Source organism: Kitasatospora sp. NPDC058162 (assembly GCF_042884005.1).
Classification (GTDB): Bacteria; Actinomycetota; Actinomycetes; order Streptomycetales; family Streptomycetaceae; genus Kitasatospora.
The window spans coordinates 50,458-64,909 of the sequence record NZ_JBHVUS010000015.1; the positions used below are offsets into that span (position 1 = coordinate 50,458).

The following is a 14,452-nucleotide window of genomic DNA, read 5'->3' on the forward strand; positions in this document are numbered from 1 at the left end:
ACTCAGCTGTCGGCGGCGGCCTCCGCCGCGACTGCGGCGGCCACGTCGTCGACCACGATGTGCGCCTGCTTCTCCGGCACACCGGCCGCGATGAGCGTGGCGACGGCCGTGCGCGTCCCGTCGTCCTCCAGCGCGCCGGTGTTGACCTGTTCCAGCAGGGCGACCGTCATCGCCTCCAGGCCGGCACCCATGACGGCGGGCGGCAGGTGGGAGTGGAAGACGCCGTCCCGCTGCCCCCGTTCCAGAATGGCGGTGACCTGGACGCGGGCGGGCTCGAGGATCTCGGTGACCCGTTCCGTGCCAAGGTCCCGCTGGGCCAGCGCCAGGAGCATCCGGTATCGGTCGCCCACCGGCCACATCGACAACGACAAGCGCGCGAGTGCCCGCTCGGCCGGGTCCGTCGCCTTCACCCCGGCTGCCGCAGCGGCCTGGAGAGCCTCGGTGGCCTCCTCGGCCAGGGCCTCCAGGAGTGCTGCCCGTCCGGGGAAGTGCCCGAAAAGGGTGCGCCTGACGACACCGGAGGCGCGCGCCAGCTCCTCCAACGTGGTGTCGGGGTTCTGCCCGAGCTCCTGGCGTGCGGTGGCCAGGATGCGCGCCCGGTTGGACCGTGCATTGCGTCGCTGCGGCACACGGCCAACGGGCTTGGACACGGAAGATCCTCGATGACGAAAACCGGACGGAGAACGGGCAGGTCCATTCTGGCATGTGAGTCCCGCTCCGATCCGTGGCCGCGTCCCCGGACCGGCCTGCCTGATCAGGCGGGGAGTTCCTTGATGCTCGCCGGCTCCTGCGGGTCGATCCCGTTGAGGCGGTGGCGGAAGTCGCTGGAGCTGGGGTAGGCGGCGCGGCGGGAGCGCATGATGGAGCCCAGTGGACGGTGGGCCTCCAGGGCGTGCCAGGGGCTGAAGGAGAGGACGTCGTCGGCGTAGCGGCGGCGGGCGTCGCTGTAGGCGTCCTGGGTGGGCAGGTGGAGCACGGCCACGACTTCGTGGGGTGACAGCTCCTCGGGCCACCGGATCGACGCGTCCTCCACGGGCATGCGGTCGATGTCCGTGCACAGTTGGGCGCGGATGTCGTATTCGGCGCTGTTGTGTGCGAAGAAGTCGACGACGAGGTCGCGCAGCGCCGACTCGCCGGCCTTCTTCTCGACGGGCCGGCCGGTCAGGGCCCGCACGTTGGCGGAGCGCGGCGCGGCCGAGATCTTGGCGACGTGGTCGCCGTAGCGCAGGGCGGCCATGGAGTGGAAGGTCTCGCCGAGGATGTGGTGGTTGGCGGCGGCCAGGGTCTCGACGGCCGGTGGGAGCGGGCGTCCCACGCGGGTGAGGGCCTTGGCGGCGGCGCGGGCGGCCAGCCCGGTGAGCTGGAGCTGCTGGTCGCTCTGGCGGGGCTGCTTTTCCAGCAGGTCCTGGAGTTTGGCGTACTCGGCGATGTTCCCGAAGGGGAGGGTGGGGTGGTTGACGAGGAGGAAGTCCTGGGTGGTGTGGCCGTCGTCGAGGGCGCGGGGGCCGGGCGCGCCGATGACCTTGATGGCGATGCCGCGTTGGAAGGGCACTTGGTCGGAGCGCAGGTCGCCGGGGGCGGAGGAGAAGCGGACGATCACCGGGTAGGTGGCCGGTTGGGCGAAGAGGCCCTGGGCCAGGTGGGCGGGGAGATCGGAGTGGATGCGCAGTTCGCCGGCGAGGACGCCGTGGCTCTTGGCGTGGGCGTCGCGCAGGCCGTGCCGGTGTTTGTCGGCGACCTGCTGGTTGGCCTTGCCCATGGCCGCGACGACCTGGCGGATCAGTTCCTCCTCGTCGGGGAAGGGCTGTTCGAGGTCGGGGCGGTACTGGACGTACGTGCGGGGTGCTGTCATGGATGGCCTCCGCGCGAGGGTAGGGGTCAGATGCTGCCGAGCCAGCGGATTGCGGAGAGGCTGGGCATGAAGAAGTACTCGCCGCCGAGCAGGGTGTTGAAGGACTGGATGTTCTGCACCCTGCGGGGCGGGGTGCCCGGCACGGTGTAGTAGGCGCCTTTGTCCTGGAGGGAGATCATGGGGTCCTTCTCCTTGCCCAGGCCCATGAAGTTGCCGGAGCCGACCCATTCGCTCTGCAGGAACTCGACGTTGTCGATCGCGCGGGCGCCGAGGGCGATGAAGTCCAGGCCGCGCGGCTTGCCGTCGTCCTTGAGCCGGTCCGGGGGCAGCGGGGTGCCGTAGGAGGTTCCGCGGCGGACGATCCGGCGGATGTTGACGTCGCTGAGGACCGTGAGCTTGGTGTCGCGCGGGTTCATCCGGCGGATGTGGGAACCCAGCGGTGTGCGCAGTCCGCGCGGGTCGGCGGCGTAGTCGAAGTCGTTGATCCGGTTCGGGTCCTCGCCGATCGCGGGATCGTCGCGCTCGGGGGCCAGGGCCAGGGGCGCGCCACTGCGCCAGCGGCCGACGAGCTTGGCGGCCAGCAGTTCACGTTCGGCCTCGGTGGCGGCGTTGTCGTGCAGCCACTTGTTGAAGGCTGCGACGTGGGAGTGGTACTTGCGGAAGACCACGTACGTGCCGTTGCGCCCCAGGACGTCCGGAGCCGGCACGGCCAGCGGCAGACCGGTCTCGCTCGGGTAGCCGAGCACGAACTCGCCCGCCTTGATCGGGCGCCCGTCGCCCGGCAGCGGTTCGGCGCCGCTGCCCTCGACCACCGGCTGGCTGAAGCCGTCCCGGTAGCCGAAGACATTGAACCCGTCGGCCGCGAAGTCCTGGTGCGACAGCAGCCGCACACCCGGAACCTCGCCCAACTCCTTCTCGTAGGCGGCGACTTCGGCCCGCCAGTCGTCCTCGCTCGCGGCGTAGACCGTGACGGCCACGTGCACGCGCGGGGTGCCGAAAGGGAACTCCCAGTTCTCGGGCGCGTTCACGCCCGTGTCCCGCAGCCGCTCGGCGCGGGCCGCCATCCCGGCACGGAAGTTGGCCGGGAAGGAGGCCAGTGAGGTCTCCGGCACGCCCAGCGCGACCAGTCCCTGGTAGCTGAGGGCGAGGGCCAGCCAGGACGGCTGCGGTTCGTCCCAGCGGGCCGCCGAGGTCACCCGCGGAGCCAGTCGGCGCAGCAGTTCCCTGCCCGCGGCCGGTTCGGTGATCTCCAGGATCGCGTGGGTGCCGAAGTAGGGCTCGGGCCGGGCCCGCAGCAGGGTCGCCTGGATGTCGTCGAGATCCAGGGTCGGAGGCCGGCGCAGCCGCCGGAACAGCGGGGAAGGCACGGTGCGCCCGCCTTCAGTTCAGGTCCGACAGGAACCGCTGCACCGCCGCCTCCTGCCGCTTGAGCCGGTGGCCTTCCGCGACGGTGAGGTTGGGATGGGCGACGAACCACGCCTCCGCCGGAACCTGGTACTTGACGATGAACTCCTTCACGTCCGGCGAGGTGATGCCGGGCCAGCCCTCGACGTTGCTGAACAGGTAGTCCATGAACTCGGGGATCTTGGTGGCGAAGTCGTCGATGTAGGGGTCCCACTCGCCGTCGAAAGCGGTCGCGAACAGCAGCTTGGTGTCGTTGTCGAGGAACACGAAGCGCATGTTGTGCAGCGTGCCGACCTGACCGGCGCCCGCCAGGTTCCCGCCGACCAGCTTGAAGAACTTCCGCAGCCGCTCGGCGCCGTTCGGCTTCAGCGGCAGGATCGTCGTCAGCTCGGACACCTCACCGCTCTTGGCGCCGATCCGGCCGGCGGTGGTGACGGCGTGTTCGGCCATCTCCTCCTTGTCGGCCAGCACCTCGGCAATGCGGAGCTTGAGCGCGATCTTCGCGTCCGACAGCGCAGCGTCCACCTTCTCCCGGACGGCCTCCGGCAGCTTCTGGAACTTCGACTGCAGATCGGTCTCGGTCATGGCACCTCTCCTTGTGGTCCGGCGTCGACCGTCGACCGACGCTGCACGGCGACTCGGCGGAGCCGCATCAGTACGGATCGTGAGGGTTTTCATATAAGTCGCAAATCAGCCACTTTGCCACGTGGTGCGCAGAGAGGCGTAGCGAGGATGAGTATCTCCGCATAACTGATCACATCATCAGTTTGCGCGAGTGCTTTGTCAACGTGCCGCTCGCCCGAACCACACGGGGCACCTTCTCGAGGTTCAACGGCGGCCAGAATCTCGGCGTTGCCGCCGACACGCCGGCATCGAAGACGTCCAGCGGGTGACGTCGATGCCGGGGTGAGTGGCGAGATGGGAGCTCTCCCCGGCCCCGCCGCGCTCGAGGCTGTCGCCCCTGACGCGGAGCCAGTAGCGCCGTGGGGTAGGTAGAGGGCGCCCATCTGGGCGCAGGCCATCCGTGGAGAACGCCCGTGGTCCTGTTCGTCGCGCACTCCCGCATGCGTCGGAGCAGCTCGACGGGCGAGTCGTCAGCGCCATAAGCGAATCCACGTTCGGATTCAGGTTCTGGCTGCCGTGGAGCCGGAACTGCGGGGCGACGAGCGGGAGGAAAGGTGTGACACCTAGCGGGGCAGGGGCCGGCGCAGCAGGCTGAACGGCTGGGGCGCCGCCGTCATGGCGAACCGACTGGTCCATGCCCGGCCGCCCGATCTCCGGCAGCACGCCACATCCCGCCATTGCATTGGTTGCCGTTTCTGACGGCTAATCAGCTTGTGCTCAGTGACAGGCAATGCTTTTGTATGGAAGTGACAAGGCGCCAGGAGCCGGGATCTGGTCGGTGTCAGACCCGGCTCGGTGGACAGCCGGTGGACGGACGCCTTCGGACGGTGCAGCATGGGGTGGCACGGGTCAACCTGCCGCACATGCTCTGATCAGGCAAAACGTCACGAGACGGCACGGTGCGACACCATGCAACACGATCCCGGTTGGTCTCGTAATGCGTAGGTCGCGGGTTCGAATCCCGCAGGCGGCTCAGAAGATGGAAGGCCCGGTCAGATGTTCTGACCGGGCCTTCTGCGTTGTCCGGGGGTTATTGGTCGAGGTAGGCGAGGACGGCGAGGACGCGGCGGTTGTCGGCGTCGGTGGGGAGGAGGTTGAGTTTGGTGAAGATGTTGCTGATGTGTTTGGCGACGGCCTTCTCGGTGATGAAGAGGCCCTGGGCGATGCCGGCGTTGGAGCGGCCCTGGGCGACCCATTCGAGGACTTCGCGTTCGCGGGTGGAGAGGGCGGCGACGGATTCGTCGCGTTCCTTGCGGATCAGGAGTTGGGAGATGACCTCGGGGTCCATGGCGGTGCCGCCGTCGGCGACGCGGTGGATGGAGTCGAGGAACTGGGAGCCGTTGGTGACGCGGTCCTTGAGCATGTAGCCGACGCCGCGGCCGCCGCTGGCGAGGAGTTCGCGGGCGTAGAGGGGTTCGACGTACTGGGAGAGGAGGAGGACCGGGAGGGTGGGCATGGTGCGGCGGGCGGTGAGGACGGCGCGCAGGCCCTCGTCGGTGAAGTTGGGGGGGAGCCGGACGTCGACGACGGCGACGTCCGGCTGGTGGTCGGTGAGGGCGCGGAGGAGGTCGGCGCCGTTGTCGACGGCGGCGGCGACCTCGTGGCCGTAGGCCTGGAGGAGGCGGATCAGGCCGTCCCTCAGGAGGAAGTGGTCTTCGGCGAGGACAATGCGCACGGGAGCTCCATGGTGACCATGGTGGGGCCGTTGACGGGGCTGCTGACCGCGAGGACGCCGTCGAAGGTGGCGAGCCGTCGCTCGATGCCGCGCAGGCCGGTGCCGCGGGTGGCGTCCGCGCCGCCGCGGCCGGTGTCCGTGACCGTGACGCGCAGCATGCCGTGATCGTAGCGGATGTCGATCCAGGCGCGGTCGGCGTGGGAGTGCTTGGAGACGTTGGTGAGGATCTCCGAGATGGCGAAGTAGGCGGCGGACTCGACGGGCATCTCGGGGCGGCCGGGGAGGTCCACCGCGACCTCGGTGGGGACCGGGCAGACCATCGCCAACGCCCGTACCGCGTCGGCGAGTCCGCGGTCGGCGAGGACGGGCGGGTGGATGCCGCGGACCAGGTTGCGGATCTCCTCCAGGGCCTTGGAGGAGGACTCCCGGGCCTCGATCAGCAGGGCGCGGACGGCGTCCGGGTTGGTCTCCAGGAGGTGCTCGGCGGCGTCCAGGGTCATGCCCATCGCGACCAGGCGGGCCTGGGCGCCGTCGTGGAGGTCGCGTTCGATCCGGCGGATCTCGGCCATCTGGGTGTCCACCGCGGTGCTGCGGGTGGTGGTGAGGTGCTCGATCCGGCTGGCCATCAGCTCCTGCTCGCTCGGGGCGAGCATCGAGCGGGTGTAGCGGGCGTGCTTGCGCACGGCGCGGGGCGCGACCCAGAGGGCGAGCGGGAGTTGGAGCAGGCCGAGGACGCCGGCCAGGACGGCGGTGGCCTGGCCGTCGATCGGGATGAACTGGTACCAGAGGCCGTCCCACTCGGTGGACAGCGGGACGCCGAAGAAGGCCAGGAAGACGCCCCAGAAGCCGCTGAGCACCAGGGCGATCGGGCCGAAGGCGAGGAAGCCTCCGGCGATCGGGTCGGTGAGGACCCAGGCGAACTCCCGACGGGTCTGCGGGTCGCTCATGATCCAGCGGTAGCGGGCGATCGCCCCGGAGGCGCCCTCGGGGGTGGGCGGCAGCGGTCCGGGCGGGCCGGGGATCCGGACGCCCGACCAGTCCTCGGCCAGGCCGCGCTGACGGGCCGCCAGGGCGCGGACGCGCTCCATCGACCGGGGGACCAGGCCGAGCCCCGGGCCGATCAGGGAGATCGCGGTGGTGAGCCCGAGGGAGCGGCCGAAGGCGGCGACGGAGAGCCAGCAGAGGGTCAACGCGCGCCGAAGTCCGGTGAGTCCGGCGGAGGCGGAGAAGCCCCTGATCTCGGCCGGTGCCGGGTCGGACCCGAGCTGCATCGTGCGGTCCATGGACACGCTCCTCTCTGGTGCCTGCGTGCGACCCCGGCCGCGGTGGCCGGGGAGACCATTCTGGCGGCGGTGGGGCGCGGAAATCGGTAGTACTAACTCCCCTCTTGGGCAACGGGGATGGGGTCGGCGACGAAGAGGGAGAGGGTGTCGGCCACGCAGGCCGCGCGGGTCTCGCCCTCGATCTCCACGGTCATCCGCACCGCGGCCAGGTGGCCGGCCGGGGTCTCGCGGACGCTGGTGACCCGGGCGCCGCCGCGGACCCGGGCGCCGACCTTCACCGGGTGCGGGAAACGCACCTTGTCCAGGCCGAAGTTGACGCCCATCGTGACGTCCTCGATCTCGAAGATCGCGCGCATCATCGCGGGCAGCAGGCCGAGCGTCATGTAGCCGTGGACGATGGTGGTGCCGAACGGGCCGGTGGCCGCGCGCTCGGGGTCCACGTGGATCCACTGGAGGTCGCCGGTCGCGCCGGCGAACCGGTCGACGTTGTGCTGGGTGACGACCAGCCAGTCGCTGTAGCCGAGGTGCTCGCCGGTCGCCTCGGTGAACTCGGCCAGGGTGGCAAAGGATCTCATGGGGTGATTGTCCGCTCCCGGGGCTGACGCTCAACTGACGCTCCGCTGACGGGAGGAGGAGAGGAGAAGGGGAGGGGGAGGAGGGTAGGCGGAGGGGAAAGGGCAAGGGCGCCCGCCCCCGGGTGGGGGCAGGCGCCCGGTGGTGGCGCGGGGGTCAGCCGTAGCGCTTGAGCTCGTGGAAGAAGCCGGGGACGGTGTGCAGTTGGTCCTCGGACCGGACGTGGTCGTAGACGTGCTTGGCGACGGCCAGGTCGAGCACGCCGAGGCCGAAGGGGGAGAAGACCACCGGGCGGTCGGCGGGCGGGGTGATCGCGCCGGTGAGCACGTCGTACAGCGTTCCGGCCACGAACTCCCGGTGGCCGACCTGCTGTTCGGCCAGGTGCGGGGAGGTGCCGGCCTTCAGGCAGTGGTCGATGTCGTCGACCGCGTTCCAGGAGTCGAGGACGATCCCGGGGGAGAGGTCGCGCAGCGAGATGTGCAGCACGAGCGGGTGGTGGTCGAACCAGGAGGGGTCCGTCACGTGCGGTTCGCCGGCCACGGTGGCGAAGACGACCAGGTCGGCGGAGCGGACCAGGTCCTCGGGCTTCTCGTGGACGGTGACCGTCAACTCCTCGCCCTCGGACCGGCGCAGGTAGTCGGCGAAGCCCCGGGCGTGGTCGGCGGAGAGGTCGTGGACGCCGGCCTCGGTGAAGTCGAAGCCGTTGGCGGCGAGGTAGGTGTGGATGTAGCGGGCGATCAGGCCGACCCCGAAGAAGCCGACCCGGCGCGGGCGTTCGCCGCGGGCGTCGGCCAGCCGGGCGGCGGCGAGGGCGGCGGAGGCGGCGGTGCGCACCGCGCTGATGATCGAGCTCTCCAGGCAGGCGAACGGGTAGCCGGTCTCCGCGTCGTTGAGGATCAGGACGGCGGAGGCGCGCGGCAGGCCGGCCGCCACGTTCCCCGGGAAGCTGGAGATCCACTTGATGCCGTGCACGCCGGGGTCGCCGGAGTCGCCGGGGCCGCCCTCGCCGGAGGGCCGGAGCGAGGCCGGGAGGGCGATGATCCGGTCGGACGGGCGGTCCGGGAAGCGCAGGAAGTACGAGTCCGGGTTGACCGTCCGCCCCTCGCCGTGCAGCCGGTAGGCGGCCTCGACGGTGGCGATGACGTCCTGCTCGTGGCCGTGGAGGGCCTCGTGCACCTGGGCGCCGGAGACGACGGCGAAGGTCGGTGCACCGGGCGTGGCAGCACTGGTGGTGGCGCCGGGCGTGGCGGCACTGGTCATGGGAACACTGCTCCTGGTCGGGTGGGACGGGAGTGGAGGTTCAGCCGATCCGGGCGAGGCCCTTGGCGCTCTGCCGGGCGCGGCCGCGGGAGACCAGTAGCGGGTCCCAGCCGGGGCCGCGGTCGGGCAGCCTGGCCGGGTCGCCGAGCACCGTGCCGGCGACCAGTTCGGGCATCAGCGGGCGGTCGAGGATCTGCCCGGCGGCGACCACGCCGCCGGTGGCGACCGCGCTCAGGCCGCTGCCGAAGCGGGTGCTCTGGCCGACCACGTACAGGCCCTCGACGTCGGTGCGCAGGTCGGGCCGCTGGCTGACGCTGCCCCAGCGGGCCATGCCGTACGGGGTGCCGCCGCTGCTGCGGATGTAGCGCTCGTGGCTGAGCGGGGTCGCCGTCTCGAGGTGGGTGATGCGGTCCCGGAAGGGGCCGATCACCTTCTCGGCGGTGGTCAGCATCAGTTCGGTGAACTGCCGCTTGCGGTCCTGGTAGGCGGCGTCGCGGCGGTAGGGCTCGCCGTCCGCCGGGCCGCCCCGCACGCCCCAGAAGTCGTAGCCGGGCGGGCAGAGGGTGAGCAGCTGGAAGTTGGTGTGGCCGGGCGGGCAGACCGCGGCCGCGTCCGGGTCCTTGTGGGAGGCGAAGGAGAACATCAGCTGGGGTATCGAGTCCATCCTGCGCTCGCGCTCCCAGCGTTCGATCATGGCGGCGTGCGCGGCCTCCATGTCGTCGCTGCCGTGCCACCAGAGGTTGGCGTTGGGCAGGCCGGGCAGCTCGGTGTCGAGCGCGATGTAGACCGCGACCAGGGCGCCGCGCATGGTGGCGGTGCGGGTCCGGTCGACCAGGTCGGCGGGGAAGGCCCGCTCGCCGCCGCACAGGTCGAGCACGGTGCGGCGGTAGTCGGCGTTGGAGATCACCAGGGGAGCGGATAGCCGGGTGCCGTCGGCGAGTTCGACGCCGGTGGCGCGCCCCTCCTCGATCAGGATGCGGCGCACCTCGCAGCGGGTGCGCAGCTCGCCGCCGTACGACTCCAGGGCCTCGACGAAGGCGGCCACCAGGACCTGTCCGCCGCCCTCCGGGTAGTAGGCGCCGCGCAGGTAGTGGTCGAGCATGGCGGAGTGCTCGGCGAAGGTGATGCCGTCCGGCATGGTGCCGTAGTTGCCGGCCTGGGCGGCGAGCAGGGTGCGGGCCTTGGGGGAGACGCCGCAGTGGTCCAGGGCGTCGGCGAGGGTCCGGGCCCGGCGGGCCCAGCGCATGGTGTCCGGGTACTGGCGGAACAGGTCGACCATGGAGCGGCCGAGCAGGGCCTCCCGGGTGGCGCCGGCCACCGCTTCGGCGAGGTGGACGAAGCGGTCGATGCCCTCGGTCTCCTCGGGCAGCGCGTCGCACAGCCGGTCGCGGTAGGCCGTCCAGCCGGCCGGCACGTCCAGCGTGGCGGTGGGGGTGATGATCCGGTCGAAGCCCTGCTCGTTGTCCATCGGGCGGAAGGAGACCCGGTCGCGGACGCCGAGGCCGGACAGGATCGCGGGGAGGATGCCGTCGGGCCCGCAGTCGCCGACGTAGTGGGTGCCCACGTCGAACTCGTACTTGCGCCGGCGCCGGAAGACGTGGGCGTTGCCGCCCGCCACGTCGTGCTGTTCGAGGACCAGCACGCGGCGTCCGTCGGCGGCCAGGTACGCCGCGCTGACCAGCCCGCCGAGGCCGCTGCCGACCACGATCGCGTCGTAGTGGTCGTCGTGGTGGTCCCTGCCGCCGCCGGCCGTCGGACTCTGTGCTTCCCGCATTTCCGCCCCCGTTCGTCGGACCATCAGAACGTGCCGCCGCCGTGGATCTCGAAGACCGACCCGCTGATGTACGCCGCCCGGTCGGACAGCAGGAAGGAGACCAGATCAGCCACCTCCTCCGGCTTGCCGGCCCGGCCGAGCGCGACGTTCCCCAGCATCCGCTCCATCGCGGCCGCGGACATGTCGCCGACCATGTCGGTCGCGATCAGGCCCGGGGCGACCACGTTGGCCCGCACGCCGCGCGGGCCGCACTCCTTGGCCAGGGACTTGGTGAAGCCGATGATCCCCGCCTTCGAGGCGGCGTAGTTCGCCTGGCCGACGTTACCGTAAATCCCTGATACGGAGGACAGGTTGACGATCACTCCGCTGCGGCGCTTGCTCATCGCGAAGGCGGCGGCGCGGCACACGTGGTAGACGCCGTCGAGGTTGGTGCGCAGCACCTGGTCCCAGTCGGTTTCGGGCATCAGGATGACCGGACGGTCCCGGGTGATGCCGGCCGAGGTGACCGCGGCGTTCACCGGGCCGAGCTCGCGCTCGGTGCGGGCGAACCAGTCGTGGACCTCGGCGGAGTCGGACACGTCGCAGCGGGTGGCGGTGATCCGGGTGCCGGCCTCCCCGACCTCCTTGACCAGTCGGTCGGCGGCGTCGGCGTCGGAGCGGTAGCAGAAGGCGACGTCGTAGCCGTCCCGGGCGAGCCGCTGCACGATCGCCCGGCCGATGCCCCGGGAGCCGCCGCTGACCAGGGCGATCATGCGGTGGCTCCGTTCTGGGCGGGGGCGGGGGCGGCCGAGGACGGGGCCAGCAGCCGCAGCACCGCGCAGCCCACCGCGCCGTCCCGGTCGACGGCGGTGACCAGGGCGATCCGGCCCGCCGCGGCCGGCTCGGCCTCGGCGACGCTGAGCAGCGCCTGGATCTGGAAGGTGGCGGCGGCCGCGCTGGTGTCGCCGAGCAGGGCCATGGACGGGACGGCGGTGAGCGCCGGGGCGGGCAGCAGCGCGGCCAGTGCCGCCTGTTCGGCCCGGCCGGCCGCGGTGGGCGCGGCGCTGGGCACGGCGGCCCACACCTCCTCGGCGGTGGCGCCGGCCCGGGCGAGGGCGCGGCGGACGCAGGCGGTGACGGCGGCGCCGGGGTCGTCGTCGATGTCGACCCGGGTCTCGATCGCCAGGACGGCGGCCAGCGGCGGGCGTTGGGCGGTACCGGCCGGCTCGACCACGAACAGGCCGCAACCCTCGCCGAGCAGCGGCGCCGGGTCACCGGGGGCGACGGCGGCGTGCTCGATCCAGGCGTGCGCGGTGGAGAACTCCTCGGCCGAGCCCACCAGGTACTTGGTCGCCCGGCCCTGGCCCAGCAGCCGGCGCGCGTAGTTGAGCGCCAGCAGGCCGCTGACCCGGCCGCCCGCGACGGTGGTGTTGGGGCCGGTGAGCTCGTGCCGGATCGCGGTGGCGCCGGCGGCGTGGTTGAGGCTGCCGAAGGGGATGCGGCCGGCGTCGACGTGGAAGGGCAGCGCGTTGGTGTACGACTGCTTCAGGAAGTTGGTGACGTTCTCCAGGCTGCCCATCGAGATGCCGAGGACCACGCCGGTGAACTCGTCGGTGGCCACCACCCGGTTGCCCTCGGCGTCCTTCAGCAGGCCGTCGGAGGCGACCAGGGTGAGCGCGGTGAGCCGGTCCATCTTGGCGGTGCCGGTGGGGCCGAGCAGGCCCTTGATGTCGAAGCCGGGCACCAGGCAGACCTCCGGCGAGGGCAGCGGCCCGTACGCCTCGGCCGGCTCGGCGGCGGTGCGGGCGCCGGCCCGCAGGCCGTCCGCGAAGGCGCGGCTGGTCAGGCCGTACGGCGAGACGGCCGACCAGCCGGTGATGACGAGGGTCTCCGGCGGCAGGGCCGTCGGGGCGGTGGCGGTGGTCATCAGCGGTCTCGCTCTCCGTACGTGCCCAGGATCAGGATGGCGTTGTTGCCGGCGAAGGCGGAGGAGTTGTTCTCCACGATCCGGACCTCGGCGTCGATCGCCCGGTTGGGGACGACGTCCAGCGGGCAGTCCGGGTCGGTCTCCCGGTGGTTGATGGTCGGCGGGATGAACTGCTCCTCGATGGCGATGCTGCAGGCGATCGCGGCGAGCGCGCTGGCGGCGCCCATCGAGTGGCCGAGCATGGACTTCACGGCGACGGTGCGCGGCGGGGTGTCGCCGTAGACGTCGAGGATCGCGGCCGACTCCGTCCGGTCGTTGGCCTTGGTGCCGGTGCCGTGCGCGGAGATGAAGTCGATCTCGTCGCGTTCGACCCCGGCGTCGGCCAGGGCGAGCCGGATGCCGCGGGCGATGCCGTCCCGGTTGGGGGCGGTGGCGTGGGCGGCGTCGCAGCTGAGGCCGTAGCCGAGCACCTCGGCGTGGATCCGGGCGCCGCGGGAGAGCGCGGACTCCAGGCTCTCCAGGACGAGGATGCCCGCGCCCTCGCCGGTCAGGATGCCCTGGCGGTCGCGGTCGAAGGGCCGGACCACGTCCGGGGTGAGCGCGCCGAAGCGCTTGAACAGGGCGAAGGCCTTGCGGCAGACCGCGTCGGTGCCGCCGCACAGCGCGATGTCGACGTCGCCGGAGCGGATCGCGTCCAGCCCGTAGCCGATCGAGTAGTTGCCGGCCGCGCAGGCGGTGGTGATGGTGGTCGGTTCGACGTTCGGCATCCGCAGCTCGCGGGCGATCACGGTGCTCAGCCGGCCGGCGTTGATCCGGCGGGACAGCACCGGGTCGATCGCCTTCGGGTCCCCGGCGGCGAGCTCCTGCTCGACCAGCAGCCCGATGTCGTGCGACTCGCCGTCGGTGGTGCCGATGCTGATCACGGCCTGGCGCTCGCCGAGGTCGGCCTCGGTCAGTCCGGCGTCGTCCACCGCCATCCGGGCCGCCGCGACGGCGAACTGCCCGGCCCGGCCCATGTCCTGGAGCGGGACCCGGTGGATCCAGCGCTCCGGCTCGAAGTCCGGGACCTCGCAGGCGACGTTCTGGCCGAAGCCCTCGGTGTCGAAGCGGGTGATCGGCCGCGCGCCGGAGCGGCCGGCGCGCAGCCCCGCGGTGTACTCCTCGATGCCCGTGCCGATGCTGGAGATCGCCCCGAGGCCGGTGAGGACGACCCGGCGGCGCCCGGCCGGCGTACCGGACCGGGGGGCCGCTGGTGACTGTGCGGTGGAGTCCATGGGACCTCTCCTAGAGCGGTGTGAGCGGGAGGGGTGGGCCTGGGTGGATCGGCGGCTACCAGCCGGCCGCGGCCGCCGTCACCTCGTAGGTGGTGGTCACGTTCACCATCTTCGGCAGCTCGTTCATGTCGATGACGATGGAGTACTCCATCTCCAGCGCGCTCAGCACGTCGATCAGCTTGAGCGAGTCCGCGCCCAACTCGTCGACGAACAAAGCGGTGTCGGCGAACTCCGTGTGCACGTCGATGTTCTCGGCGATGATTTCGCGGATACGGGTAAGGCGCTCCGGCGCAACCGTCGTCATCCTGTTTCCTCCGTTTTCCAGACGCCCGGAAATCTGCTGCTGGCCAGAAAACTAATCAGCGCCGATGACGGGTCGATGACGTTCAACTGACTGTTCACTGACGGCAGTCGGGGGAGGTCAACGGGCCTGGTGGCGGCCGGTCCGGGGGCATGAGAACAGCCGCCCGCCGCACCGCGTGGACGGGGGATCCACGGGTGCGGCGGGCGGCGTCGGCGGGGCCGGTTCTGCGGGGGTCCTGAATTCCCCGGCGGGAGCGGCGTGTTCAGTCGGCGCGTTCGGTCGGGGCGGTCAGTCCTGCCGTTGCAGGCTGAGCGGGCGCAGGTCGGTCCAGTTGGCCTCGATGTGGGCGACGGCGCTCGCCCGGTCGGTGGCCTCCAGCGCCACCGACCAGCCGGACGGGACGGCGGCGAAGGACGGCCAGAGGGAGTGCTGGCCCTCCTCGTTGACGAGGACGAGGAAGGTGCCGTCTTCGCGGTCGAAGGGGTTCGCCATGCTGGTTCGCTCCTGTGGCTGGTTCGGCTGG

The 14,452-nt window shown here is 71.5% G+C and carries 14 protein-coding genes; all 14 read right to left on the bottom strand.

Annotation, left to right across the window (positions count from 1 at the left end; genetic code table 11):
- Nucleotides 1–2: 2 nt before the first annotated feature.
- The 14 genes from ACFVXG_RS25460 to ACFVXG_RS25525 all read right to left on the bottom strand — a co-directional run bounded on the left by ACFVXG_RS25460 (nucleotide 3) and on the right by ACFVXG_RS25525 (nucleotide 14,421).
- Nucleotides 3–650: a TetR/AcrR family transcriptional regulator gene (locus tag ACFVXG_RS25460; RefSeq protein ID WP_387930722.1), complete on the bottom strand. Its 648-nt coding sequence runs from the start codon at nucleotides 648–650 to the stop codon at nucleotides 3–5.
- A 104-nt stretch (nucleotides 651–754) separates the two neighbouring features.
- Nucleotides 755–1,852, bottom strand: coding sequence for a catalase family protein (locus tag ACFVXG_RS25465; RefSeq protein WP_387930723.1), 1,098 nt, complete (start codon nucleotides 1,850–1,852; stop codon nucleotides 755–757).
- Nucleotides 1,853–1,878: 26 nt separating this feature from the next.
- A complete protein-coding gene (locus tag ACFVXG_RS25470; RefSeq protein WP_387930724.1) occupies nucleotides 1,879–3,219 on the bottom strand; it encodes a Dyp-type peroxidase in 1,341 nt (446 codons plus the stop codon).
- Between the two features lie 13 nt (nucleotides 3,220–3,232).
- Nucleotides 3,233–3,841, bottom strand: coding sequence for a hypothetical protein (locus ACFVXG_RS25475; protein WP_387930725.1), 609 nt, complete (start codon nucleotides 3,839–3,841; stop codon nucleotides 3,233–3,235).
- 1,069 nt (nucleotides 3,842–4,910) lie between these two features.
- Nucleotides 4,911–5,555 (bottom strand): LuxR C-terminal-related transcriptional regulator, encoded by a 645-nt coding sequence (locus ACFVXG_RS25480; RefSeq protein ID WP_387930726.1) that lies wholly within the window; start codon nucleotides 5,553–5,555, stop codon nucleotides 4,911–4,913.
- Entirely contained in the window at nucleotides 5,519–6,838 is a 1,320-nt protein-coding gene (locus tag ACFVXG_RS25485; protein WP_387930727.1) for a sensor domain-containing protein, read from the bottom strand. The genes ACFVXG_RS25480 and ACFVXG_RS25485 overlap by 37 nt, the downstream gene beginning before the upstream one ends.
- Nucleotides 6,839–6,930: 92 nt before the next feature.
- Nucleotides 6,931–7,413 (bottom strand): MaoC family dehydratase, encoded by a 483-nt coding sequence (locus ACFVXG_RS25490; RefSeq protein ID WP_387930728.1) that lies wholly within the window; start codon nucleotides 7,411–7,413, stop codon nucleotides 6,931–6,933.
- A gap of 154 nt (nucleotides 7,414–7,567) precedes the next feature.
- Nucleotides 7,568–8,671, bottom strand: coding sequence for a 2,3-diaminopropionate biosynthesis protein SbnB (gene sbnB / locus ACFVXG_RS25495; protein WP_387930729.1), 1,104 nt, complete (start codon nucleotides 8,669–8,671; stop codon nucleotides 7,568–7,570).
- Nucleotides 8,672–8,711: 40 nt separating this feature from the next.
- The gene (locus tag ACFVXG_RS25500; RefSeq protein WP_387930730.1) at nucleotides 8,712–10,445 is read right to left on the bottom strand and encodes a phytoene desaturase family protein; all 1,734 of its coding nucleotides are present in this window, start codon (nucleotides 10,443–10,445) and stop codon (nucleotides 8,712–8,714) included.
- A gap of 23 nt (nucleotides 10,446–10,468) precedes the next feature.
- Nucleotides 10,469–11,197, bottom strand: coding sequence for a 3-oxoacyl-ACP reductase FabG (fabG, locus tag ACFVXG_RS25505; RefSeq protein ID WP_387930731.1), 729 nt, complete (start codon nucleotides 11,195–11,197; stop codon nucleotides 10,469–10,471).
- Nucleotides 11,194–12,351, bottom strand: coding sequence for a beta-ketoacyl synthase N-terminal-like domain-containing protein (locus ACFVXG_RS25510; protein WP_387930732.1), 1,158 nt, complete (start codon nucleotides 12,349–12,351; stop codon nucleotides 11,194–11,196). Before ACFVXG_RS25510 ends, fabG begins: the two co-directional genes overlap by 4 nt.
- Nucleotides 12,351–13,625 carry a beta-ketoacyl-[acyl-carrier-protein] synthase family protein gene (locus tag ACFVXG_RS25515; protein ID WP_387930733.1) on the bottom strand — a complete coding sequence of 425 codons (1,275 nt, stop codon included), beginning with the start codon at nucleotides 13,623–13,625 and terminating at the stop codon, nucleotides 12,351–12,353. The genes ACFVXG_RS25510 and ACFVXG_RS25515 overlap by 1 nt, the downstream gene beginning before the upstream one ends.
- A 55-nt stretch (nucleotides 13,626–13,680) precedes the next feature.
- Nucleotides 13,681–13,929 (bottom strand): acyl carrier protein, encoded by a 249-nt coding sequence (locus tag ACFVXG_RS25520; RefSeq protein ID WP_387930734.1) that lies wholly within the window; start codon nucleotides 13,927–13,929, stop codon nucleotides 13,681–13,683.
- A 288-nt stretch (nucleotides 13,930–14,217) separates the two neighbouring features.
- Nucleotides 14,218–14,421 carry an MbtH family protein gene (locus ACFVXG_RS25525; protein WP_350509457.1) on the bottom strand — a complete coding sequence of 68 codons (204 nt, stop codon included), beginning with the start codon at nucleotides 14,419–14,421 and terminating at the stop codon, nucleotides 14,218–14,220.
- Between the last annotated feature and the right edge of the window lie 31 nt (nucleotides 14,422–14,452).